The sequence below is a fragment of the Winogradskyella marincola genome (assembly GCF_029624125.1).
Classification (GTDB): Bacteria; Bacteroidota; Bacteroidia; order Flavobacteriales; family Flavobacteriaceae; genus Winogradskyella; species Winogradskyella marincola.
The window spans coordinates 192,362-214,992 of the sequence record NZ_JARSBN010000005.1 but is presented as its reverse complement, the minus strand read 5'-3'; the positions used below and the strand labels follow the sequence as shown (position 1 = coordinate 214,992).

At 34.6% G+C, this 22,631-nt stretch carries 13 protein-coding genes; 5 read left to right on the top strand and 8 right to left on the bottom strand.

Annotated elements, in window-relative coordinates; genetic code table 11:
• The first annotated feature begins 53 nt into the window (after nt 1-53).
• Together P7122_RS10870 and P7122_RS10865 are read left to right on the top strand one after the other, a co-directional pair.
• Nucleotides 54-932, top strand: a complete 879-nt coding sequence (locus P7122_RS10870; RefSeq protein WP_278005826.1) for a PPK2 family polyphosphate kinase — start codon at nt 54-56, stop codon at nt 930-932.
• Nucleotides 925-2,337 carry a M20/M25/M40 family metallo-hydrolase gene (locus P7122_RS10865; RefSeq protein WP_278005825.1) on the top strand — a complete coding sequence of 471 codons (1,413 nt, stop codon included), beginning with the start codon at nt 925-927 and terminating at the stop codon, nt 2,335-2,337. The genes P7122_RS10870 and P7122_RS10865 overlap by 8 nt, the downstream gene beginning before the upstream one ends.
• 61 nt (nt 2,338-2,398) lie before the next feature.
• On the opposite strand, the gene lysA is transcribed toward P7122_RS10865, so the two are convergent.
• The gene (gene lysA / locus P7122_RS10860) at nt 2,399-3,604 is read right to left on the bottom strand and encodes a diaminopimelate decarboxylase (protein WP_278005824.1); all 1,206 of its coding nucleotides are present in this window, start codon (nt 3,602-3,604) and stop codon (nt 2,399-2,401) included.
• A gap of 122 nt (nt 3,605-3,726) precedes the next feature.
• On the opposite strand from lysA, the gene P7122_RS10855 reads away from it, so the two are divergent.
• Together P7122_RS10855 and sucC are read left to right on the top strand one after the other, a co-directional pair.
• On the top strand, nt 3,727-4,389 hold the full coding sequence (locus tag P7122_RS10855) for a hypothetical protein (protein ID WP_278005823.1): 663 nt from the start codon (nt 3,727-3,729) through the stop codon (nt 4,387-4,389).
• A 102-nt stretch (nt 4,390-4,491) separates the two neighbouring features.
• Nucleotides 4,492-5,682 carry an ADP-forming succinate--CoA ligase subunit beta gene (sucC, locus tag P7122_RS10850; RefSeq protein WP_278005822.1) on the top strand — a complete coding sequence of 397 codons (1,191 nt, stop codon included), beginning with the start codon at nt 4,492-4,494 and terminating at the stop codon, nt 5,680-5,682.
• Nucleotides 5,683-5,778: 96 nt separating this feature from the next.
• On the opposite strand, the gene P7122_RS10845 is transcribed toward sucC, so the two are convergent.
• The 3 genes from P7122_RS10845 to P7122_RS10835 form a co-directional block, all read right to left on the bottom strand.
• A complete protein-coding gene (locus P7122_RS10845) occupies nt 5,779-6,480 on the bottom strand; it encodes a phosphoadenylyl-sulfate reductase (RefSeq protein WP_278005821.1) in 702 nt (233 codons plus the stop codon).
• Between the two features lie 84 nt (nt 6,481-6,564).
• The gene (locus P7122_RS10840; protein WP_278005820.1) at nt 6,565-6,807 is read right to left on the bottom strand and encodes a DUF1456 family protein; all 243 of its coding nucleotides are present in this window, start codon (nt 6,805-6,807) and stop codon (nt 6,565-6,567) included.
• Between the two features lie 3 nt (nt 6,808-6,810).
• Nucleotides 6,811-7,488, bottom strand: coding sequence for an alpha/beta hydrolase (locus tag P7122_RS10835; protein ID WP_437130090.1), 678 nt, complete (start codon nt 7,486-7,488; stop codon nt 6,811-6,813).
• A gap of 276 nt (nt 7,489-7,764) precedes the next feature.
• Between P7122_RS10835 and P7122_RS10830 the strand changes: the two genes are divergently transcribed.
• Nucleotides 7,765-8,166 carry a TerB family tellurite resistance protein gene (locus P7122_RS10830; RefSeq protein WP_278005818.1) on the top strand — a complete coding sequence of 134 codons (402 nt, stop codon included), beginning with the start codon at nt 7,765-7,767 and terminating at the stop codon, nt 8,164-8,166.
• Between the two features lie 94 nt (nt 8,167-8,260).
• Here the strand turns inward: P7122_RS10830 and uvrB are convergent, their stop codons facing one another.
• The 4 genes from uvrB to P7122_RS10810 all read right to left on the bottom strand — a co-directional run bounded on the left by uvrB (nt 8,261) and on the right by P7122_RS10810 (nt 22,597).
• Nucleotides 8,261-10,267 (bottom strand): excinuclease ABC subunit UvrB, encoded by a 2,007-nt coding sequence (gene uvrB / locus P7122_RS10825; protein ID WP_278005817.1) that lies wholly within the window; start codon nt 10,265-10,267, stop codon nt 8,261-8,263.
• 35 nt (nt 10,268-10,302) lie between these two features.
• Nucleotides 10,303-12,657 carry a choice-of-anchor L domain-containing protein gene (locus tag P7122_RS10820; RefSeq protein ID WP_278005816.1) on the bottom strand — a complete coding sequence of 785 codons (2,355 nt, stop codon included), beginning with the start codon at nt 12,655-12,657 and terminating at the stop codon, nt 10,303-10,305.
• A gap of 66 nt (nt 12,658-12,723) precedes the next feature.
• Entirely contained in the window at nt 12,724-17,628 is a 4,905-nt protein-coding gene (locus P7122_RS10815) for a T9SS type B sorting domain-containing protein (RefSeq protein ID WP_278005815.1), read from the bottom strand.
• 109 nt (nt 17,629-17,737) lie between these two features.
• Nucleotides 17,738-22,597, bottom strand: a complete 4,860-nt coding sequence (locus P7122_RS10810) for a T9SS type B sorting domain-containing protein (protein WP_278005814.1) — start codon at nt 22,595-22,597, stop codon at nt 17,738-17,740.
• Nucleotides 22,598-22,631: the final 34 nt, after the last annotated feature.

Below are 22,631 nucleotides of genomic sequence, written 5' to 3'. Positions count from 1 at the left end.
AATGGACATTACTAGGTAGTTCAGACGTCATAATAATCTAGAATTTAAAAGAAATGAAAGACATAAACATAGAAGATTTTAGAATTAAGTCCCAAGTCAACATTAAAGATTTAACAACTAAGTATAATCTTGACGCTGATAAAAAAGACATCAAAGAGGCGATGCGTGACATTAGCAAAGACTTGGCAGATATACAAAATGCTATGTATGCTCATGGCAAGTATTCGGTTTTGTTTTGCATTCAAGGGATGGATACAGCAGGTAAGGATAGTCTAATTCGTGAAGTGTTTAAAGAATTTAATGTTAGAGGAATTGTTGCGCATAGCTTCAAAAAGCCAACGGAATTAGAGTTGAAACATGATTACCTGTGGCGGCATTATATTGCTTTGCCTGCAAGGGGTAAATTCGGAATTTTCAATCGTACACACTACGAAAATGTGTTGGTTACCAGAGTGCATCCCAAATATTTAATGTACGAAAATATGCCAGGAATCAATTCTGTTGAAGATATCGATGAAGCCTTTTGGGAAAGGCGTTTCAAGGAAATCAATAATTTTGAAAAGCATATTGCAGATAACGGTACAATCATTTTTAAATTCTTTTTAAATCTTTCAAAAGAAGAACAAAAAAACAGATTACTTAGACGTCTCGATAGATCAGATAAACAATGGAAGTTTTCTGCCGATGATCTAAAAGAACGTAAGCTTTGGGATAAATATCAATCATGCTATGAAGAGGTTTTAAATCAAAGTTCAAAACCACACGCACCTTGGTTCAATATTCCTGCTGATGATAAACCAACAGCACGTTATTTGGTGGCAAAAATTCTTTACGATACACTTAAAACGTATAAGGATATAAAAGAACCAGAACTTCCTGCAAAGGAAAAAGCTAATATAGGTTTGTATAAACAAGAATTAGAAAATGAATAATATTCAATTAAAAGCTATTGTATTTGGTTTAATGTTGAGTTCGTTTTGTGTTTCTGCTCAATCTGACGAAGCAGCATTAAAAACCATCTACAAGACATCTTTAACCAATGGCAAAAGTTACCAGTGGTTAGACTATTTATCCAATACTATTGGTGGTCGTTTATCTGGTTCAACCAACGCAGAACTTGCTGTGCAATACACCAAAATGGAGCTAGAAAAACTAGACTTAGATAAAGTATGGTTGCAACCAGTTATGGTGCCAAAATGGGTTAGAGGAGAAAAAGAAATGGCTTATTTTACTACTTCTGGAGAGTTGAATAAAGTCAATATTTGTGCATTAGGCGGATCAGTTGCAACACCAGAAAATGGGTTAAAAGCAAAGGTTATTGAGGTTGGTAGTTATGAAGATTTAAAGCACCTTGGAGAGGCAAAAATTAAGGGCAAAATTGTATTTATTAATAGAGCACTTCAGCCAGATTTAATCCACACTTTTGAAGCCTATGGAGGCTGCTCTGTAGAACGTTATAGAGGTGCTCACGAAGCAGCAAAGTATGGAGCGGTTGGTACTATTGTACGTTCATTGAGTTCTAGACAAGACGATTATCCGCATACAGGAAGTATGAGTTATGGAGATTTGCCAGTTGAAAAAAGAATACCATCTGCAGCAATAAGCACCAATGATGCTGTAAAGCTGAGTGAAGCTTTAAAACAAAATAAAGACTTAGAATTTTTCTTCGAGATGAGTTGTCAGCAGTTTGAAGATGTACAATCTTATAACGTCATTGGTGAAATTACAGGAAGCGAATTTCCTAACGAATATATCGTCGTTGGAGGTCATTTAGACTCATGGGATTTAGGAGATGGAGCACACGATGATGGTGCAGGTGTAGTGCAATCTATGGATGTGTTGCGTTTGTTGAAAGAAAGTGGCATTAAACCAAAGCGTAGTATTAGAGTTGTGCTTTTTATGAATGAAGAAAACGGACTGCGAGGAGGACGCAAATATGCAGAAGTCGCAAAAACAAAAGGAGAAAAACATGTTTTTGCATTAGAAAGTGATTCAGGTGGTTTTACACCAAGAGGCTTTAGTTTTGATGGTAGTGAATTAATGCTGCAAAAAATCGATGCATGGAGAACGCTTTTTAAACCGTATTTAATTCATTATTTTGAAAAAGGTTATAGTGGTGCAGATATTGGTCCACTAAAAGATGACGGTATTTTATTAGCAGGTTTAAGACCAGACTCTCAACGTTATTTTGATCATCATCATGCTGCCAATGATACCTTTGAACATGTTAATAAACGCGAACTAGAACTTGGAGCCGCAACAATGACAGCTTTAGTATATTTGGTAGATAAGTATGGTGTAGAAACGACTTTAAAACAAAAACAATTAAAGGACTAAAAAAATTCTCCCTTAAAAACTAAGGGAGAATTACTAAACTAAAAATAAACATTTTCAATTTTTACATAGCAATTTCAAGTTGATTTCTTAGAATATCTTCAAAGGTTTCACGTTGTCGTATGAGTTGAGGTTTCCCTTTGTATATTAAAACTTCAGCAGGTCTGTAACGCGAGTTGTAGTTGCTAGACATGGTAAAGCAATAGGCACCAGCATTTTTAAAACACAAAATATCACCTTCGTTTATTTCTGAAATTCTTCTGTTATTGGCAAAGGTGTCGGTTTCGCAGATGTAGCCGACAACAGAGTAAAAACGCTCACGTCCTTTTGGGTTAGTAATGTTTACAATTTCATGCTGAGATCCATAAAGCATAGGTCGTATTAAGTGATTAAAACCAGAATCTATCTGAGCAAAAACTGTAGATGTTGTTTGTTTTACAACATTCACTTTTGCTAAAAACACACCTGCTTCACTCACTAAAAATTTACCTGGCTCAAATGCAAGGGTCAGGTCTTTTCCATATTCTTTACAAAAACTATTAAATCGCTTTGATAGTTTTTTGCCAAGTTCTTCAATATTGGTTTCTATATCTCCTTTTTTGTAAGGTACTTTAAAACCAGAACCAAAGTCAATAAATTTAAGGTTTTTAAAATTCTTTGCAGTTTCAAACAAAATCTCACTGGCATACAAAAACACATCAATATCTAAAATATCACTACCAGTATGCATGTGTATGCCGTTTATGGTCATATTAGTGTTTTCAACAATACGAAGTAATAAAGGTATCTGATGAATTGAAATACCGAATTTACTATCAATATGACCAACAGAAATGTTGGTGTTTCCACCAGCCATAACATGCGGATTTATTCTTATACAAACTGGGATTTTTGGATGTTTAGAGCCAAATTGTTCTAAAATCGAAAGATTATCAATATTAATTTGTACACCTAATTCTGCTACACTTTCAATCTCTTCAAGAGACACTCCGTTTGGTGTGTAGATAATGTTTTCTGGCTTAAAGCCGGCTTTAAGACCAAGTTGTACTTCTTGTATAGAAACAGTATCTAAACCAGAACCCATACTATTAAATAACTTTAGTACAGATATGTTAGATAGTGCTTTAGCAGCATAATTAATTCTTAAGTTGTTTACAGAATTAAAAGCTTTGGTTAAGCGCTTGTATTGTGATGTGATTTTTTCAGCATCATATACATATATTGGGCTTCCGTATTCTTTAGCAATTTGTAATAACGTATTGTTGTCCATTAATTTCTTTCCTAATTAAGGACACAAACATAGAGTTAGAAAAGTTATCAAGGAATTTATTGTTGAATATTTACTAATTTTGCACAATAAGTTAAATAATTAACAAATTTAATTCTTAAAGCGTGAAGACTATTGCCTCTTGTGTAGAAAGCATTGTATTAGAGCAGCCTTTTTTAGAAGAAGGCTTGGCAAAAGAGATTATTAATTACTCTGCATTAGCAGAAGTTTTGCAAGATGAGGTCTCTAAACAATTAGGGAAACCAGTAAAAACAGGAGCTATTATGATGGCTTTAAGACGTTTTAAAGATCGTTTAGAAGTTAGTAAACCATATTATAAGTTAGATACACTTCTAGGACAGTTGGGAGACATTACCTTGCGTTCTAATTTAAGTGATTTTACATATAAAAATTCTAATACCTTAATAGATAGTCAGGCAGCAATTCTAACAAAAATAAAAGATAAGAGTAATGTGTTTTACACTTTTACTAGAGGTATTTTAGAAAGTAATATTATCATTTCGAGTTCTGAAAGAATTTCGGTACAAGAAAGTTTTAAGAATGAAGAGTGTATTGCTGTAAAAGAAAATCTGTCAGCTATCAGTTTAACCTTACCAAAAAGCAATACAACAGTTGCTGGTTTATATTATCAAATTCTAAAACGTTTGGCATGGCAAAATGTAGCGCTGTATGAAGTGATTTCTACAACAAACGAGTTTACTATTGTGGTAGAAGATGCCTATGTAGATAGTGCATTTTCAATAATAAAAAACCTGAACAGAAAGTAAAACCATAAGTTATATCAAAGGTTTAAAAATTCGACCCAAAAATTATTGGTTTAAACTAAGCGTATATGTATTTTTGCGTAACGAATTAATTTCAGATCACACATGAATTTACACGAATATCAAGGAAAAGAATTACTAAACAGCTTTGGAGTACGCATTCAACGCGGAATTGTGGCTCAAAGTGCTGACGAAGCTGTAGAAGCAGCTAAGAAATTAACTGAAGAAACAGGCACAGGTTGGCATGTTATTAAAGCTCAGGTTCATGCTGGTGGACGTGGAAAAGGTGGAGGTGTAAAACTTGCCAAAAATTTAGATGAGGTTAAAGATCTTGCTGGTCAAATCATCGGAATGAATTTGGTAACACCACAAACCTCTGCAGAAGGTAAAAAAGTACACCAGGTTTTAGTTGCTGAAGATGTGTACTATCCAGGCGATAACGAACCAGAAGAATACTACATGTCTGTACTTTTAAACAGAGGTACTGGTAAAAACATGATTATGTATTCTACTGAAGGAGGTATGGATATCGAGGAAGTTGCAGAGAAAACACCTCACTTAATCTTTACAGAAGAAATAGATCCTGCTTTAGGTCTTTTACCATTTCAGGCACGTCGTGTAGCTTTTAATTTAGGATTATCAGGTGCTGCATTTAAAGAAATGACAAAGTTTGTAACGTCTCTTTACACAGCATACGTAAAATCTGATGCCTCTTTATTTGAAATCAATCCTGTTTTAAAAACAAGTGATGACAAAATTATGGCAGTAGACTCTAAAGTAACTTTAGATGCTAATGCATTATACAGACATAAAGATTTAGCTGAATTACGCGATAAGCGTGAAGAAAACCCAATTGAGGTTGAAGCAGGTGAATTAGGCCTTAACTATGTAGACCTAGACGGTAACGTTGGTTGTATGGTAAATGGTGCTGGTTTAGCAATGGCTACAATGGATTTAATAAAGCAAGCAGGTGGTGAGCCAGCTAACTTCTTAGATGTTGGTGGTACTGCAGATGCTGCTAGAGTAGAAGCTGCTTTTAAAATCATTTTAAAAGATCCAAATGTAAAAGCAATCTTAATTAACATCTTTGGTGGTATTGTACGTTGCGATAGAGTAGCACAAGGTGTAATAGATGCTTATAAAAACATGGGTAACATTAACGTACCAATCATTGTACGTTTACAAGGTACCAATGCAGATATAGCTAAAGACTTAATTGACAACTCTGGTTTAGATGTACTAAGTGCTACAGAATTCCAGGAAGCTGCTGATAAAGTACAAGACGTTCTTTCTTAAGAAAAGAAAAAATATAGAATTAAAAAAGCGCCTTAATTAAGGCGCTTTTTTTATGTTAAAAACTAAAACATTAATTTTTTAGTTAATATGTGTCTTTTATAAATGTAACCCACATTCGGTTTTAGGATTGTTGTTCCAACGACCACTTCTATCTTCTCCTGGAACAGTGCAATGCTTACAACCAATAGAATTATAACCTTTAGCTACTAATGGATGAAACGGAAGATTATGCTTTTTTATAAAAGCATCTCGTTCTTCTTTACTAACATCTAAAAGCGGATAGAATTTTAATATTTCTCCACGTTCTTCAAAGATATCTAAGGTTGCTCTGTGGTCACTTTGCCATTTCATTAAACCAGAAATCCAAACCTTGTAATTTTTCTTTATTGTCTGTAAAGGTTGAACTTTGTTGATAGAGCAACAAAAATCAGGATTTTTCTTCCAGGTTTCGTCTTTTGTTGTAAACTCATGTTCTTCCTTAATTCCAGAAATAGACGTAACGTTAAGGTTGTATTTTTTTTCTAAAGTAGCCTTGTATTTTAGTGTGTCTTCAAAATGGTAACCTGTGTCAATAAAGAATACTTCTTGTTTGTTATTAATGTCTGAAATTAACTTTAACAAAAAAGCAGACGTAGCCGCAAATGAGCTGGTAAGCATAACATCTGCCATATCAAAATCTATGTACAGTTGTTTTATACGCTCAGCTGCGGATAAAGGTTTGTATTTTTCGTTTAGTGTTTTTATTTCCTTTGCAGAAATATCTAACAAAGGAGTGTGTTTTGAAGAGGTTTCAAACATGCTATGAATCAGTTTCTATTATGCAATTTAAAGGCAAAGAAGATAACAAAAAAATAATTTAGATATTTTTATGAACTTAATAATTTAATCCTTCTTTTTTTGAGGTTTTGGCATCGGACCTCTTAAATGAATAATTAAACCATTTAGGAAATTTCGGAGAATCTGATCGCCACATTCCATATATTTAGGATGATCTTCTCGCCTAAAAAAGGCATTAAGCTCACTTTTAGAGATTCTAAAATCTACAAGCTCTAAGATTTTTACAATGTCTTCATCTCTAAGTTTGTGTGCTACTCTTAGCTTTTTAAAAATATCGTTATTCGTCATAATTTAGTTTGCTTTAGTAAATAACCAATCATAGGCAGCAGCAAAGTTTTCTCTCCATAATTTTTCATTATGTTGGCCGTCTTTTATGATGTGGCTTTCTATTTGATTATCGTTAACGCCTTTAGTCTTTAATAAATTTACCATTCTTATTTGATCTGATACCATGGTGTCACTTTCCTTATCTCCAACTAAGAAATAGAATTTTGATGTAGCAGGTATATCAACAGATTTTGCTAGTTCATAGATCTCTTCGCTAAACCAAAAGGATGGAGAGAAAACACCAGCCTTACCAAAGGTTTCAGGATATTTAATTGCCGCATAAAAGGATATAAGACCTCCAAGTGAAGCGCCAAAAATAGTTGTGTGCTCTGCTTTAGGCTTTGTTCTGTAGGTAACATCTACATGTGGTTTAAGCGTATTTTTTATAAACGTAACATATGCTTCACCTTGTCCGCCACCATATTTTTCATGCTTGTAAGGTGTTAACTCTTCTATTCTTTTTTCATTGCCATGCGCTATGCCAATAATTATACTTTCATTTTGAGAAAGCGTGTTTAAATATTCATCTACTTGCCATTCGCCAGCATAAGCTGTTTCATTATCAAATAAATTTTGAGCATCGTGCATGTAAATAACAGGATACGCTTTTTCAGAATTTTGATAATTTTTAGGCAAATACACCCATATTTTTTTGAAAGTCTTAAGTTGAGGAGCTTCTATTGTAAATGTATTAATCTCTTTAGATGCAGTGCTTTGCGCGTTAATGCAACAGCAAAAAAACATAAAAAAGAATAGTGATAAATGGTTGAAACGCATACTATAAAAGGCTTTTGAGCTTGATAAAAGTTTAAAATTACCGACTAAGTACATTTAATTTTTCGACAAGATACATTATATCAACGACAATAAAATAATGTACCTCTTTAACTTTACACTGTTCATTAATTCCCTTTTTAAATGATTAATAGAGTTGAAAAATTGAGCTTACTTTCTGAGATGATTGCGTTTGCTCAAACTGATGAAAATATAAAGACGATAGAGTATAACTTCTTATTTAGTATAGCCAAACAATTGGATATATCTAAAGAGGATTTTGAATATCTTTTTAATCATCCTGTTACGTATGTACATTTAAAGACGCATAGTGAGCGCATTGTTCAATTTCATAGGTTAGTGCTTTTAATGAATTTAGATCATAAAGTATCTCCTAAACAGTTGGCAAAGATTCACAACTTTGGGTTACGTATGGGATTAAGCCATGAGTCTATTAATAGAGTATTGGACTTAATGGATAGTTTTCCTAATAAAATTGTACCGCCAGATTTCTTAATTGATATATTTAAGGTTCAGTATAATTAGATACTCAAAACGTTTAATTGTATAGGTGTTTATTAGTTGAATTGTATTGGTTAAGTTGATTTTATACTCATTAGTTAATTGGTTTCACTAATAACTATTTCACTTTAAGACTTTCTAATTTTTCTTGATAAGCCGTAATCTCATCTCTATATTTTGCGGCTTCCATAAAGTCTAATGCTTTGGCAGCTTGTTCCATTTGCTTACGCTTTTCTCTTATTTTCTTTTCGAGTTGAGCTTTAGTAAGGTATTCGCTTTCTGGTTCTGCGGCAAGTTTGGCATCGAGTTCGGTTTTATAAGTACTCACAGAGTTTTTTGCTAAAGCACTATCTAGACTTTTGTTCAAGGCCTTTGGTGTAACATTGTTTTTGGTATTGTATGCAATCTGTTTTTCGCGTCTATAGTTGGTTTCGTCTATGGTTTGTTGCATACTTTTGGTAATGGTATCTGCATACATAATTGCTTTACCATTTAAGTTTCTTGCGGCTCTACCAACAGTTTGGGTTAGAGAACGGTTAGAGCGTAAAAAACCTTCCTTATCTGCATCTAAGATAGCTACTAACGATACTTCTGGTAAGTCTAAACCTTCACGTAGTAAGTTAACTCCAACTAACACATCAAACAAACCCTTACGTAAATCTTGCATAATTTCTACACGCTCTAGCGTATCAACATCACTGTGAATGTAGCGACAACGAATGGCAATACGAGTTAGGTATTTTACCAATTCTTCTGCCATACGTTTGGTTAGTGTTGTAACCAGTGTACGCTCGTCTTTTTCTACACGATTTTGTATTTCTTCGATTAAATCATCGATTTGATTTAAACTAGGACGTACTTCGATAATAGGATCTAATAAACCAGTTGGTCTAATAACTTGCTCAACGTAAACTCCATCTGTTTTTTGCAGTTCATAGTCGGCTGGAGTTGCAGAAACATAAATCACTTGGTTTTGCAACGCTTCAAATTCTTCAAATTTTAAAGGTCTGTTGTCCATGGCAGCTGGTAGTCTAAAACCGTATTCTACTAGGTTTTCTTTACGACTTCTATCACCACCATACATGGCATGTACCTGTGAGATGGTTACGTGACTTTCGTCAACAACCATCAAGTAATCATCTGGGAAATAATCTAGCAAACAGAAAGGTCTTGTACCAGGAGCTCTGCCATCTAAGTATCTCGAATAGTTTTCAATACCAGAGCAGTAACCTAATTCACGGATCATCTCAAGATCAAATTCGGTACGTTCTTTAAGGCGTTTGGCTTCCAGATGTTTGCCTATATCTTTAAAATAATCGTGTTGTTTTACCAAATCATCTTGTATATCTCTGATTGCATTTTGAAGCACATCAGGCGACGTTACAAACATGTTTGCAGGATAGATGTTGAGTCTGTCATAGCGTTCTATCACTTCATTTGAATATGGATTAAAAGCTTCAATTTCTTCAATCTCATCACCAAAAAAGTGAATTCTAAACGCATTGTCTGAATATCCAGGAAAGACATCTACAGTATCTCCTTTTATTCTAAAGTTTCCGTTTTTAAATTCGGCTTCGGTACGCGAGTATAAACTTTGTACTAATTTGTGTAAAAGTTTAGTTCTAGAAATAACTTGATCGCGTTCTAGCGTAATAACATTTTTTTGAAATTCAACAGGATTACCAATACCATATAAGCAAGATACTGATGCAACAACTAATACATCGCGACGACCAGAAAGTAGGGAAGAGGTAGTGCTTAATCGCATCTTCTCAATTTCTTCGTTTATAGACAAATCTTTTTCTATATACACACCAGAAACAGGAATGTAAGCTTCTGGTTGATAGTAATCATAGTAAGATACAAAGTATTCTACAGCGTTATTAGGAAAAAACTGTTTGAACTCAGAGTACAACTGCGCTGCTAAGGTTTTGTTGTGCGCCAATACCAAGGTTGGTCGTTGTACTTCTTCAATAACATTGGCAACGGTAAATGTTTTACCAGAACCAGTAACACCAAGAAGTGTTTGATACCGTTCATTACTGTCTATGCCAGCAGCTAATTGTTTTATAGCTTGAGGCTGATCTCCTGTGGGTTTAAATTCTGATTCTATCTTAAAACGCATAGCACAAATTTACGATAAAGATAGCTAGTATTCAATTACCGTTTTAATGCAAAATGGCCTTTAATTTCGTAGTTTGAAGTGTCTTGTTTAAATTTTAAGACATACCAATAATCGCTGGAAGGCATAGGATTGTCTTTATAGTTTCCATCCCAACTAAAGCCACCAGAATACGATTGCATCATTAATTTTCCGAAGCGATCAAAAACCTGTAAGCTTTCAATTTGATTAAGGTCTGTATTAGCACCTATAATTTCCCATGTATCATTAACATCATCTCCATTTGGTGTGAAGAATTTTGGTATACCGACTATTGTTATAGTTTCTTCTGTAATACCGCAACCATTTCTATCTTTTATGTAGATGGTGTGTTCACCTTCAGTAATATTATTAAATACATTACTCTCTTGATAATTACCGCTACTGTCATCTATAGCAAAATCGTAAATTCCTTGCCCAGAAATATTAACAGTAACAGTGTTATTTGGGGAAATACCTTCAATAGAAATACTTTCAATGATAGCAGTTTCAGAAGCATTTACTGTTAAGGTTCGGCTTGATGAACAACCATTAGGGTCGGTAACGATTACGGTGTAGTTTCCGGCTTCGTTGATCTCATTGAACGAGGTGTCAACATCTGTTAAACTACCATTAAAATACCACTCATAGTAGTAATTGTTTGGTAAATCATTTAAAACTCCACCATGAAGTGTAATGGTTTCAGGAAACGTATTTGTACAATAAATTAAGGTTTCGTCTGCTTCTAATACAGGAGTGTAAAGTACATTCAGATTTGCTGTTGAAATGCTGAAACACTGATTATCGTTTTTAATTTTTACAAAAATGGTTTGAGAATCCGCAATTATGTTGGTGTAATTATTTGGTAAAGAATTGCTTTCGCTTAAAGCATTTTCAAGGGTTTCATAATATGTTACTAGAGAACCAGTGAGAATTTGAGCGATAATGGAAGCTTCAATATTGCTTAAAGTAAACGTAGCAAACCCATCCATTTCCATGCCATCACAAGCTCCCAAATCTGGAATTGAAATAATAGTATTTGTAGTTTGTAATTCTAGAGCAACAACATCAAAACAATTTGCAGTATTAACAACACGAGCAAACACATTTTGAAACGCTTCAGTATTTTGAAAGTTTATTGGGTCAGTTATAGGATTGGTGTCATTTAAAGCATCATCCTCGGTTAAGAAAAAATTTGAAACGATAAAATCATCATTGTTATTTGTTAAATCGTTTTCAGCATCAAAAAGGTTATAAGTCGTTAAACCGTCAGAATCAACATCGCATTCTGTTAAAATAGAATCTTGACCATTTGGGACAGGAGCATATTCAACAATAATTTCTCCATAGGAAATACAGTCATCTAAAATAGTAACTTCAACATTATAGGTTCCTGGTTCTGTAACTGTGTAATATCCGCAGTTTAAGCAGTTTGGTGTTGTTTCTTGCAGCACACCATCTTTGTACCAACTGTAAGAGCTTAAGGCAGCATGATTGGCGTTAAGTTCTAAAGTTTCGCCTTCGCATAATGCGTTTTCTGTAGCGACAAGTCGGTTTGGACCTAAATCTGTAGATAATTGAAAACTACCAGCTTCAAGAAATACAGCAGAATCGTAGCGGTAGTTTTGTTCGTCTGCAATAACCAGTTTTACATGATAAGATTGATTAGGTGTAACATTTGCTGTTGCAGTTAAAACAGCTGTTTGACCGTTGAAATTTATTGGTGAGTTAAAACCATTATACGAGCCAAAATAGGTTTCGTTTTGAGGTGGACAGGATCCTGAAACACCTGGAGTTACAGTCGTTACTTTTACAGGTATCGTAGTATCTGGAACTAAAGCTATATTCTCATATTGATTTTGACTGGTTGTAGGTCTAATTAGAAAACCAAATAAATCGGAATAGTTACAACTATTAGAATTGTTTTCTTGATATTCTTCTGAAGCAAATAAATATCGGAAACTAACTTGAGAAGCCACAGCAGTAAAATCGAATTCTAATATTGTGGCATTATAAGTTTGGTTTTCATTTAATGCAATTTCTAAATCGATATCTCCTGCCCAGTTTGCGGCATCATCATCACTTAAGTTGTCATTTGGTCCAGGGACATTAATAAGTCTGCCTGTACTTAAAACTATGCCGCTTTCAAAAGGAAAGTTTGTGCCAGAAGCATCAAAATAACCATAGCTCTGATCTGCACCATTAAAATTACCACCAATTACATTGGTTACGTTAACATTGGTAATGCATTCACTATCAATTAATATGTCTTCTATTAGCTGCTGAGCAGAATAGGTCTGACTGTCTACAACAATGTTTTGAGTGTAGCTTGTTATTGTAAAAAATAACACTAAAAATCGTACTATTGTTTTCATCTCACATTTAAGGGAGTGCAAAGATACGCATAGAAAACATTAAAAAGTGTTAAGTATAGGTTATAACTAACGTCTCAGCGCAAAGTGACCATTAACTTCAAAAACGTTGTCGTCCTGTCTCACTTTAGCAACAAACCAGTAATCACCAGCAGGCATAGGATTGCCGTTGTAAGATCCATCCCAACCAGGAGAGGTATGCAGAAGCGTTTTTATGAGTTTTCCAAACCTGTCAAAAATATAGATGACTGTACCAGGAAGCGTTTCTACACCAGTAATGTGCCAAGTGTCGTACTGTCCATCACCATTAGGAGACATGTGCTTAGGAGTGTCAATCACCAAGACCTCTCTGGTAATCTGAGCACAACCATTTTGATCAATAATAGTTACAGTATTGTAGCCAATAGGTACATTGTAGAAAGTGCCAGAAGTCTGAAAAGGCTGATCGTTTAATTGATAAAGATAATTACCAATACCAGTTACTGTAACGACAATATTATTAGGATCTGCAAAATTTACGGTTTCTACAACATCAATTTCGGCAGAGTCAGATTCTGTTACCGAAAACGTAGATGTGGTTTGGCACCCAAATTCGTTGGTAACCGTTACAGAGTAAGACCCAATAGCAGTAATCTCAATAGAAGAAGCGGTTTCATTTGTAGACCACTCATAGCTATCTAAAGGGTTGTTGGTCTCGGCAGAGACCACCAAAGGAAAATCATTAAGACAAAGCACTTGGTCATTGATATCAACAAAAGGCTTGTCATTAATAATGACCGAGAATTGCGTAATACCGAAACAACCAGTGATACTATTTTCAACCCTTGCAAAAATATATTCGTTGTTTGAAGCTACATATGAATTGGCTAAACCATTAGTGTTTTCAATAGCATCAATTTCAGAAGAAAAATAACTCACCGAGAATTCATCAGGATTTTGGCCTAAAAGAATTGAAGCATCCTGTTGCGATAAATCAATAGCCAACTGTCCATCAAAATCATCGTCACAATCTACAATGTTGTCAGGTTGATTAGCAACAGGAAGCGGATTGACATGCAATTCAAAAGGATAAATCGCATAACAACCAGTAGTGGTATATTCAACTCGAGCGACCAAGTTTTCAATAGTATTTGTGTAGATGTAATCTGTACTTAAGGCGTTATTGTCATTTTCGGCATCGTCTGTAGTTTGATAATAACTGATTAAAACATTAAAGGTGTTATCAACCAAAATCAAATCAATGTCGTGCAGGTCTAGAGTATTGGTGTCATTATCACAAATATCATAAACACCAAACTGATTGATAGTAGGAGGTGAGTTGATAATCAGTTCAAAAGGAACAACCGAGAAACAATCTGTAGTGGCATTACGAACTCTGGCATATACTGTTTCAGGACTACTAGTATTTGTATAAGCCGTAGGATTGTCGATAGCATTCACATTATTCTGCGCATCATCTTCGGAATTGAAATAAGTGAAATCAATATTGTACTGTCTGCCATCTAAGATGTTGAGTTCAATTTCAGTTAAATTCCACTCCACAGAAGTATTATAATTATTACCACAAGCCACCAAGGATTGTCCATGAGTTAACTCAGGCAATGAAAGCGTATTGAGATTAAATGTTTCCACATTATAACAACCGGAATTGGCATTTTCAATTCTGGCATATATCATCTGAGGATTCGTTGTCGCTGTATAATTTAAAGCAATGGCATTGGCACCAACTTCAGCATTTAGAGGTGTTAGGTGAAATGACACATTCAGAGGTGTGGTACTGCCAAGTTCAATTTCGTTGATAGTGTTGCTAAGGTCAGTTGTTGCCAGACCAGTATTATTAACATCGCATTCAAAAATATCGGTAGGAATATTATAGTCAGGTGTTTCTCTCACTTCGATTAGCATAGGAGCAACCTTGTAACAACCGTTTTCAGCTTCATTTTCAAGTCTAACGTAGATGGTCTGAGGATTTGAAGTATTGAAATAAGGCACTGTTTTATCAATAGCATTTTCTCTGTCAATAGCATCGTCTTCAGTTTCGAAATAGAGCACTTGCATGTCTTGTTGGTTGCCTATGATGGAGGCATCATTATCTTCAAAAACAAACTCAGATGGCACATTAGGATCGACTTCACAATTTATAAAGTTGGAAACGCTATCTAACTGTGGGTCTGCGTAGATGAGGACGTCAAAATTGAGAATACTAAAACAGTTTTCAGACTCAATTTCAGCTCTTATAAATATCTCCTTGCTTGAGGTGTTATAATTGCTTGGATTTGTTATGACTAAATCATCATGTAACTCATCTATAGCATCATCAAAAGACTCATAAAATGAAAAAGTAACATCTGGATTATTCGCTGAAAGTCCAACTAAAACATCTTCTAAGTTAATAGTGGACCATAAATCTTGATCTTCATCACAAATGATTATAGGTTCTGGATTACTTGCCTCAATAGCAGAAGTAATATTAAACTCTAATGTTGTAATGTCATAACAGCCAGTAAAAGTATTTGTTGCTCTTATATATAAAAGTTGTCCGAAACTTAAGTTATAGATTTCATCTAATGGATTAGATAAATTTTCAGCATCTTCAAATGTTTCATATATGTTTACATTAGCTATTATATTGTAAGTATTAGCAAAGTCTTCTCTAATGTTATCAGTAATGGTTTCTAAAATTACTGTTGTTGTGTTTGTGTTTGGATCTGTGTTACCACAATAATCTATTGAAACAGGATCTAAATTTATTGTTGGAATTACATCAAAATTTATTTTTGAATAAATACTACAAGCAACATTACCATTAAATGTATAATAAGCATCTATAAACAACTCATCTTGACTGGTTGCAGTAAAAGGAATAGATTGATCTATAGCATTAACACCATTGCTTCTGTCTTCTTCGGTGAGGTAATATGTTAAGTGTACATTAGAAGAGTAGTTAGCGTCTATATTTTCCAAAAGCTCTTGTCGTATATAGTCAAAGTTGAAATCTTCAATACCATCGTTTGATTCATCATCACATTTAGAAATAGTGTTTTCTGCACCTATAACTTCGTGAAGGTAATTTTTATAGAGTCTAAGAGTTACAGGACTATAACAGTTACCATTGTCAAAAGATACTGCCAATGGAATAGTGAATGTAGAATTTTGCTCTAGAGTATAGGACATTGGGTTGCCTAAAAACATTAAAGCGTTTAGCCTAACAGTAGATCCAGGGAAAATGGATGTTTCAATAAGGTCAAAATAACCTTCGATATCAAAAAACACAGGTAATGTGCTGTAGGTATAGTCAACGTCATCAATGCTTCCTTCAAAATCTGGGTCAATACATGCGTCTAGTATTAGTGTGTCAGTATATAAGTCTGGAGGTGTAATGTAATCAAAGTATATATATGCTAAAGAAAAACAGTTATTGACTTGGTTATTGGACTGAACTCTTGCAACAATATGAGGAGGTTCATCACTAAAGCTAGGGAAATCAGTTATTGGGTTAACATTATTAGTGGCATCTTCTTCGTTAAGAAAATAAGTAACGGTACTTTCAAATTCGCCATCAGCCATTACTATGTTAAACATATTTAAGTTGGAAATACCAGGATCAGCAAAGCTGCCATTACAAATATAAACTGAAGCATCTGCTGTACTTGGAGTTTCGTTAACCGAAGAATTAAAGCTACCAATTTGCAGACAATCTCCATTTAGGCTTTCAATTCTTACAAAAATAGTTTCTTCCTGTTCTGTATTTTGATATATGCCAACCAGAGGATTAACGTTGTTTTGAGCATCATCCAAACTTAGATGGTAAGAGATGTTGTAATTGTCTGAAGGCAACTCAGCTAAAATTTCATCATTTTTCAATAACGGAAAATCAAACTGATAAATTCCATCGCTAGGAGTAGGATCGCAAACCGAAAGATCATCAATAGGTGCAGCTTCTTGATAAGGAATTATTTCAATTTCAATACTATCTTCCAAGACACAGTTGTTACTAGTACTTGGAATTGAGATTTCAACACTATAAGTACCAGATTGTTCAGCCAGAAGCGTAGGGTTTGTTTCGCCAGTAATAAGATCATCATCTAAGTACCATGAATACACGGCAGAAGGATTGTCAATCTCAGCATCTAAGGTTAAGTTACTACCACAAACCGATTGGTCAGGACCAAGATCTATAGAGCCGCCAAAGCCTTCAGCTTCAATAAAAACAGCAGAATCAAAACGTTGATCGATATGGTCTGCAATCACAAATTTAATTTCATAAATCTCATTAGGAATAACCTCAGCGTTAGCGATTAACACTTTAGTTTGACCATTGAAGTTCGTGCCAGGTAAGTTGTAACCCTGAAAATAATCTTCGTTAATAGCCTCACAAAATCCATTGATGTTTGGGTGAATAGTGTTTGTACTTACTTCTGTTGTGGTTTCTGGTACTAAAGCAATATTTACAAAAGGATCAGCACTACCTGCAGGTCTAATAAGAATGGCAAAAACATCTTTAAAGTTACAAGGGTATTCTTGCTGATATTCGTCGGAAGCAAAGAGGTATTTAAAGGCTACAAAATCATTAGCCGTACTAAAGTTAAACTTAATAGAAGTCGCATTGAGAGTTTGGTCTATACCAAGAATATTCAACACATCAGGATCTGTTTCCCAATTGATATTACCATCACTAAGATTGTTGGTTATGACTGAGTTTCCAGCATTAGTTATGCTTCCAGTAGATAAAATGATACCACTTTCTAAAGGAAAACTAGAAGAGCCTCTGTCAAAATTCCCATAGCTTATAATATTGTTTACACTACCATTATAAGGTGAAGAAATACTGTTGACTGTAGCACAATTATCGCCTACTAAATTTTGGATAAGTTGTTGCGGAGTTAGCGTGTTGTCTGTAATAATCTGTTGCGAAAACAAAAAATTCACAAACGACAAAAAGAGGAGAAGAGTACATGTTCTATTCCTTATCATAGCTTTTTTTTAAGAGAACAGGATTGATGGTATTGTACTCTTATTACCAAATATAGGAAAAACCGTATAATTTTTTTGTTTTAATTAACAATTAATTGAAAATAAGAACTTAACGTCTCAGCGCAAAGTGACCATTAACTTCAAAGACGTTGTCGTCCTGTCTCACTTTAGCAACAAACCAGTAATCACCAGCAGGCATAGGATTGCCGTTGTACGATCCATCCCAACCAGGAGAGGTATGCAGAAGCGTTTTTATGAGTTTTCCAAACCTGTCAAAAATATAGATGACTGTACCAGGAAGCGTTTCTACACCAGTAATGTGCCAAGTGTCGTACTGTCCATCACCATTAGGAGACATGTGCTTAGGAGTATCAATCACCAAGACCTCTCTGGTAATCTGAGCACAGCCATTTTGATCAATAATAGTTACAGTATTGTAACCAATAGGCACATTGTAGAAAGTTCCAGAAGTCTGAAAAGGCTGATCGTTTAATTGATATAGATAATTACCAATACCAGTTACTGTAACGACAATATTATTAGGATCTGCAAAATTTACAGTTTCTACAACGTCAATTTCGGCAGAGTCAGATTCTGTTACCGAAAACGTAGATGTGGTTTGGCACCCAAATTCATTGGTAACCGTTACAGAGTAAGACCCAATAGTAGTAATTTCAATAGAAGCAGCAGTTTCATTTGTAGACCACTCATAGCTATCTAAAGGATTGTTGGTTTGGGCAGAGACCACCAAAGGAAAATCATTGAGACAAAGCACTTGGTCATTGATATCAACAAAAGGCTTGTCATTAATAATGACCGAAAATTGCGTAATACTGAAACAACCAGTGATACTATTTTCAACCCTTGCAAAAATATATTCGTTGTTTGAAGCTACATATGAATTGGCTAAACCATTAGTGTTTTCAATAGCATCAGTTTCAGAAGAAAAATAACTCACCGAGAATTCATCAGGATTTTGGCCTAAAAGAATAGAAGCATCTTGTTGCGATAAATCAACAGCCAACTGTCCATCAAAATCATCATCACAATCTATAATGTTGTCAGGCTGATTGGCAACAGGAAGCGGATTAACATGCAATTCAAAAGGGTAAATCGCATAACAACCAGTAGTGGTATATTCAACTCGAGCGACCAAGTTTTCAATAGTATTTGTGTAGATGTAATCTGTACTTAAGGCATTATTATCATTTTCGGCATCGTCTGTAGTTTGATAATAGCTAATTAAAACATTAAAGGTGTTATCAACCAAAATCAAATCAATATCGTGAAGATCCACAGTATTGTCAACGTTGTCACAAATATCATAAACACCAAACTGATTGATAGCAGGAGGTGAGTTGATAATCAGTTCAAAAGGAACAACCGAGAAACAGTCTGTTGTGGCATTACGAACTCTGGCATATACTGTTTCTGGACTAATGGTATTTGTATAAGCTGTAGGATTGTCGATAGCATTCACATTATTCTGCGCATCATCTTCAGAATTGAAATAAGTGAAGTCAATATTGTACTGTCTGCCATCTAAGATGTTGAGTTCAACTTCGGTTAAATTCCACTCCACAGAAGTGTCATAATTATTACCACAAGCCACCAAGGATTGTCCATGAGTTAACTCAGGCAATGAAAGCGTATTGAGATTAAATGTTTCCACATTATAACAACCGGAATTGGCATTTTCAATTCTGGCATATATCATCTGAGGATTCGTTGTCGCTGTATAATTTAAAGCAATGGCATTGGCACCAACTTCAGCATTTAGAGGTGTTAGGTGAAATGACACATTCAGAGGTGTGGTACTGCCAAGTTCAATTTCGTTGATAGTGTTGCTAAGGTCAGTTGTTGCCAGACCAGTATTATTAACATCGCATTCAAAAATATCGGTAGGAATATTATAGTCTGGTGTTTCTCTCACTTCGATTAGCATAGGAGCTACTTTGTAGCAACCGCTTTCAGCTTCATTTTCAAGTCTAACATAAATGGTCTGAGGATTTGAAGTATTGAAATAAGGCACTGTTTTATCAATGGCATTTTCTCTGTCAATGGCATCGTCTTCAGTTTCAAAATAGAGGACTTGCATGTCTTGTTGGTTGCCGATGATGGAGGCGTCATTATCTTCAAAAATAAACTCAGATGGTACATTAGGATCTACTTCACAATTTATAAGGTTAGAAACGCTATCTAACTGTGGGTCTGCGTAGATGAGGACGTCGAATCGGAATACCGTAAAGCAACTCATTCCATCTATTTCGGCTCTAATAAAAATTTCTTTAGAGTCTGTAGTGTAGCTATCAGGATTTAAAATTGGGTTTAGATTATCTGTAGCATTGTCATAGCCTTCAAAGAAGGTAAATACAAGGTTATCAGTTCCGTCTGTTATTTCTGGAATGACACTTAGTAGATTAACGTTAGAAAAGCCATCTTGATCTTCATCACATACAACAATTGGGCTTGGATTTACAGCATTTATTGAATTGCTTATGTTTACTTGAGCTGTTGTAAAATTGTAACACTGATTTGGAGAAAAAATATCTGTAACTCTAACATAAAACAAATGTCCATCTCCGATAATTTGATATTCTTCTTCAAGAGCATTTTCTTGGTTTTCAGCATCTTCTTGAGTTAAGTATAATTCTACAGTTGTAGCGGAGTTCAGGCTTGTATTTAAACCTAAACGAATTTCATCAATCAAAGGTGGAATTGAGATTGTGGTGGTATTTGTGTCTAAGTTGGTATTTCCGCAATAATCTATTGTTACAGGCTCAGGAATAAAAAGTGGTTCAATTTCAAAAGTAACTTTTGTATTATATGTACAACCTTGATAGGTGGATCTTATGTATAGGCTTTGATTGTTAGATACAGATGTTAGAGCGTTCTGATCTAATGCATTTGTCAATAAGGATCTGTCTTCTTCTGTTTCGTAAAATGTAAGTTCTATATCTTCATAACCATTTTTTAGATCTTCAGTAATTTCAGCTAAATCTACATCAATAACTCCATCATTAGAAGCGTCATCACATTGAGAAATTAGAGTTTCTTCTCCTAAAACATTAAAAAGTAGGTTTTTATGAATCTCTATGGATATGGTTTTTGGGCAATTTTCATCAACATATCTAACAGTGATAGGTAAATTAAACGCAGGATCAGAAATATGTAAAACAGGAAAATCTGGATGCTCTATTATATCTAGAGAAATGATAGCTTCATATTCAGGATTAGCGTTTATATATGCATCCCTCATGTCAATAGCATTATAATCTGTTGTTAAGCTATAATAGTCAAAAGTTTCACCATTTACAGTTTCGTTATAATTAGGGTCTATACAATGATTAATTATAACATTGGTTATCTCTGGAGATGATACATAGGATAAATTAACAGGAACAATTGATGGGCAACCATTAAAATCACTTTCTACTCTAGCAAAAAAGCCTTCAGGTTCATTTTCTAAGTCAGGAAAATCTGTAATTGAATTTATAGTGTTTATGGCATCATCCTCAGTTTCGTAATAAGTAACTGTTGTCTCAAATTGATAATTAGATACAACAAGATCTAAAGAGCTTAGGTCTGTGAACGTTATTTCAGTGATGATACCATTACAAACTTCAACTGTAATTTCATTGGTTTCTGGTGATAGGTATACAGAAATATTAAAGCTACCAATTTGCAGACAATCTCCATTTAGGCTTTCAATTCTTACAAAAATAGTTTCTTCCTGTTCTGTATTTTGATATATGCCAACCAGAGGATTAACGTTGTTTTGAGCATCATCCAAGCTTAGATGGTAAGAGATGTTGTAATTATCTGAAGGCAACTCAGCTAAAATCTCCTCATTTTTCAATAACGGAAAATCAAACTGATAAATTCCATCACTAGGAGTAGGGTCGCAAACCGAAAGATCTTCAATAGGTGCTGCTTCTTGATAAGGGATTATTTCAATTTCAATACTATCTTCTAAGATACAGTTGTTGGTAGGGCTAGGAATTGAGATTTCAACACTATAAGTACCAGATTGCTCAGCCAGAAGCGTCGGATTAGTTTCGCCAGCAATTAGATTACCATCTAAAAACCATGAATACACAGCAGAAGGGTTATCAATTTCAGCATCTAAGGTTAAGTTACTACCACAAACCGACTGGTCAGGGCCAAGATCTATAGAACCACCAAAGCCCTCTGCTTCAATAAAAACAGCAGAATCAAAACGTTGATCAATATGGTCTGCAATCACAAATTTAATTTCATAAACTTCATTAGGAATAACCTCTGCATTGGCCATTAGTACAGTAGTTTGACCATTGAAGTTTGTACCAGGTAAGTTGTATCCTTGAAAATAATCTTCGTTAATAGCCTCGCAAAATCCATTAATATTTGGGTGAATAGTGTTTGTACTCACCTCTGTTGTGGTTTCTGGTACTAGAGCAATATTTACAAAAGGATCAGCACTGCCAGCAGGTCTAATAAGAATGGCAAATACATCTCTAAAATTACAAGGGTATTCTTGCTGATATTCGTCGGAAGCAAAGAGGTATTTAAAGGCTACAAAATCATTAGCCGCACTAAAGTTAAACTGAATAGAAGTCGCATTGAGAGTTTGGTCTATACCAAGAACATTCAACACATCAGGATCCGTTTCCCAATTGATATTACCATCATTGAGGTTGTCTGTTATAACCGAGTTACCAGCATTAGTTATGCTTCCGGTAGATAAAACGATACCACTTTCTAAAGGGAAACTGGAAGAGCCTCTGTCAAAATTACCATAGCTTATAATATTGTTTACACTACCATTGTAAGGTGATGAAATGCTATTTACCGTAGCACAATTATCGCCTACCAAATTTTGGATAAGTTGTTGCGGAGTTAGTGTGTTGTCTGTAATAATCTGTTGTGAAAACAAAAAATTCACAAACAACAAGAAGAGGAGAAGAGTAAAAGTTCTATTCCTTATCATGGCTAATTTTTAAGAGAACAGGATTGATGGTATT

Bases quoted from the DNA above. Each gene is read 5' to 3' on its own strand.
- P7122_RS10870 (WP_278005826.1), top strand. From the start codon at position 54: ATGAAAGACATAAACATAGAAGATTTTAGAATTAAGTCCCAAGTCAAC.
- P7122_RS10845 (WP_278005821.1), bottom strand. From the start codon at position 6,480: ATGTTTGAAACCTCTTCAAAACACACTCCTTTGTTAGATATTTCTGCA.
- uvrB (WP_278005817.1), bottom strand. From the start codon at position 10,267: ATGCGTTTTAAGATAGAATCAGAATTTAAACCCACAGGAGATCAGCCT.
- P7122_RS10810 (WP_278005814.1), bottom strand. From the start codon at position 22,597: ATGATAAGGAATAGAACTTTTACTCTTCTCCTCTTCTTGTTGTTTGTG.
- P7122_RS10815 (WP_278005815.1), bottom strand. From the start codon at position 17,628: ATGATAAGGAATAGAACATGTACTCTTCTCCTCTTTTTGTCGTTTGTG.
- lysA (WP_278005824.1), bottom strand. From the start codon at position 3,604: ATGGACAACAATACGTTATTACAAATTGCTAAAGAATACGGAAGCCCA.
- P7122_RS10830 (WP_278005818.1), top strand. From the start codon at position 7,765: ATGATTAATAGAGTTGAAAAATTGAGCTTACTTTCTGAGATGATTGCG.
- sucC (WP_278005822.1), top strand. From the start codon at position 4,492: ATGAATTTACACGAATATCAAGGAAAAGAATTACTAAACAGCTTTGGA.
- P7122_RS10840 (WP_278005820.1), bottom strand. From the start codon at position 6,807: ATGACGAATAACGATATTTTTAAAAAGCTAAGAGTAGCACACAAACTT.
- P7122_RS10865 (WP_278005825.1), top strand. From the start codon at position 925: ATGAATAATATTCAATTAAAAGCTATTGTATTTGGTTTAATGTTGAGT.
- P7122_RS10820 (WP_278005816.1), bottom strand. From the start codon at position 12,657: ATGAAAACAATAGTACGATTTTTAGTGTTATTTTTTACAATAACAAGC.